Here is a 2,660-nt window from a genome sequence, read left to right on the forward strand (position 1 = left end):
CGGCCCCGCGCCGCGCGATGGGCGCCGCCGCCGTCGAACCGGCCGCGGCGCCCTTCGCGTTCGCGCGCCGGGACCGCCGGGCCGGCCACGCCCGGACGGCGCCCGCGCCGAACAGGCCCGAAGCGGCCGGGGGAGGGCCCACGCGATAGCCTGGTCGACGATTGACGGGGCCGCGCCCACGCCGGGCGGGGCGCCCACCAGCGCCCGGGGGCGCCCCGGGCGGCCGACGAAGCGAGGGGTAGCCCAGCCGTGCGCATTGCGAGGTTTTCCGTCCGGGAAGGGAGCCCTGCCGCCGGCAGCGTCTCCTTCGGCGTCGTGGAGGGGGACCCGGCCCGGCCGGAGTCGCTGGTCGTCCACGCCCTGGCCGGCCACCCGTTCGGCCAGCCGCAACCCACCGGCGAGAGCTACCGCTTCCAGGACGTCCGGCTGCTCAGCCCGATGCTCCCCAACAAGATCGTGGCGGTCGGCCGCAACTACGCGGCCCACGCGGCGGAGATGGGCGGCGGCGTCCCGGACGTCCCGCTCACCTTCTTCAAGCCGTCCACCTCGGTGATCGGCCCGACCGAGAGCATCGCCTACCCGCCGTTCTCCTCGGACGTCCACCACGAGGCCGAACTCGCCGTGGTGATCGGCCGGATGTGCCGCGAGGTCCCGCTGGAGCGGGTGCCCGAGGTGATCCTCGGCTACACCTGCGCCAACGACGTGACCGCCCGCGACGTCCAGCAGCGCGAGGGCCAGTGGGCCCGGGCCAAGGGCTTCGACACCGCCTGCCCGCTCGGCCCCTGGATCGAGACCGACGTCGACCCGGGCGACCTCGCGATCACCTGCACGGTCAACGGCGAGCTCCGCCAGAGCGGGCGCACCTCCCAGATGGTCCGCTCGGTGGCCGAGCTGATCGTCCACATCTCCGAGGCCATGACGCTGCTGCCCGGCGACGTCATCCTCACCGGCACACCCGCTGGGGTGGGCCCCGTCAACGTCGGCGACGAGGTCGCCGTCTCCATCGAAGGCATCGGCACTCTCGCCAACAAGGTGATCAAGCGTGGCTAACACTGACCCGGCCGTCCGGGTTCGCTTCTGTCCCTCCCCGACCGGCAACCCCCACGTGGGCCTGGTCCGCACCGCCCTCTTCAACTGGGCCTACGCCCGCCACAACGGCGGCACGCTGGTCTTCCGGATCGAGGACACCGACGCGGCCCGCGACTCCGAGGAGTCGTACGAGCAGCTGCTCGACGCGATGCGCTGGCTCGGCTTCGACTGGGACGAGGGCCCGGAGGTCGGCGGTCCGCACGCGCCGTACCGCCAGTCGCAGCGGATGGACATCTACGCGGACGTCGCCCGCCGCCTGCACGAGGCCGGCCACGCCTACCACTGCTACTGCAGCACCGAGGAGCTGGACGCCCGCCGCGAGGCCGCCCGCGCGGCCGGCAAGCCCTCCGGCTACGACGGGCACTGCCGGAACCTGACGGACGACCAGGTCGCCGTCTACAAGCTGGAGAAGCGCGAGCCGATCCTGCGCTTCCGGATGCCCGACAAGACCATCGCGTTCGACGACCTGGTCCGCGGCACGCTCAGCTTCGAGCCGGAGAACGTGCCGGACTACGGCATCGTCCGGGCCAACGGCGCCCCGCTGTACACCCTGGTGAACCCGGTCGACGACGCCCTCATGGGCATCACGCACGTGCTGCGCGGCGAGGACCTGCTGTCCTCCACCCCGCGCCAGATCGCGCTGTACGAGGCGCTCGCCGGGATCGGCGTGGGCACCGGCGCCACCCCGCGCTTCGGCCACCTGCCGTACGTGATGGGCGAGGGCAACAAGAAGCTCTCCAAGCGCGACCCGCAGGCCTCGCTGAACCTGTACCGCGAGCGCGGTTTCATCCGCGAGGGCCTGCTCAACTACCTGTCCCTGCTGGGCTGGTCGCTGGCCGACGACCGCGACATCTTCGACACGGACGAGCTGATCGCGGCCTTCGACATCGCGAAGGTCAACTCCAACCCGGCCCGCTTCGACCTGAAGAAGTGCGAGGCGATCAACGCCGAGCACGTCCGCAAGCTGGCCCCGGAGGACTTCGTCCGCCGCCTGGTGCCGTACCTGCAGGCGCCCGGCCTGCTGCCGGCCGAGCCCACCGCCGAGCAGCTGGACCTGCTCGCCAAGGTGGCACCGCTCACCCAGGAGCGGATGGTCGTGCTGAGCGAGATCGTCAACATGGCCGGCTTCCTCTTCGTCGACCCGGCCGACTTCGCGGTCGACCCGGACGACGCCGCCAAGGCGCTGACCGCGGACTCCCGCCCGGTGCTGGAGGCCAGCATCAAGGCGCTGGAGGAGCTCGGGGACTTCACCCCGGAGCCGATCCAGGCCGCGCTGCGCGAGGCGCTGGTGGAGGGGCTGGGCATCAAGCCCAAGTTCGCCTTCACGCCGCTGCGGGTGGCCGTCACCGGCCGCCGGGTCTCGCCGCCGTTGTTCGAGTCGATGGAGCTCCTCGGCCGCCCCGAGACGCTGCGTCGCCTGCGTTCCGCCCTGGACGCCCTGCCGGCCGCCTGAACGGGCCGCTGAGCACGCCCGCGGGGGCCCGCCCCTGGAGCCGGCCCCGCCGGCGCCGTCGCGCGTCCCGGGGGCCCCCGGGCAGACGGGTTGGTGATGGATATTTTGGCCGGGAACC

The 2,660-nt window shown here is 72.9% G+C and carries 2 protein-coding genes; both read left to right on the forward strand.

All coding sequences use genetic code 11. The annotated features are described in order from the left end of the window. Positions 1-249: 249 nt before the first annotated feature. Positions 250-1,050, forward strand: a complete 801-nt coding sequence (locus ACFV4G_RS42030; protein ID WP_380448665.1) for a fumarylacetoacetate hydrolase family protein — start codon at positions 250-252, stop codon at positions 1,048-1,050. After that, on the forward strand, positions 1,043-2,542 hold the full coding sequence (gltX, locus tag ACFV4G_RS42035) for a glutamate--tRNA ligase (RefSeq protein ID WP_380448667.1): 1,500 nt from the start codon (positions 1,043-1,045) through the stop codon (positions 2,540-2,542). The genes ACFV4G_RS42030 and gltX overlap by 8 nt, the downstream gene beginning before the upstream one ends. Positions 2,543-2,660: the final 118 nt, after the last annotated feature.

The sequence above is a fragment of the Kitasatospora sp. NPDC059747 genome (assembly GCF_042732955.1).
In the GTDB taxonomy this organism is placed as follows: Bacteria; Actinomycetota; Actinomycetes; order Streptomycetales; family Streptomycetaceae; genus Kitasatospora.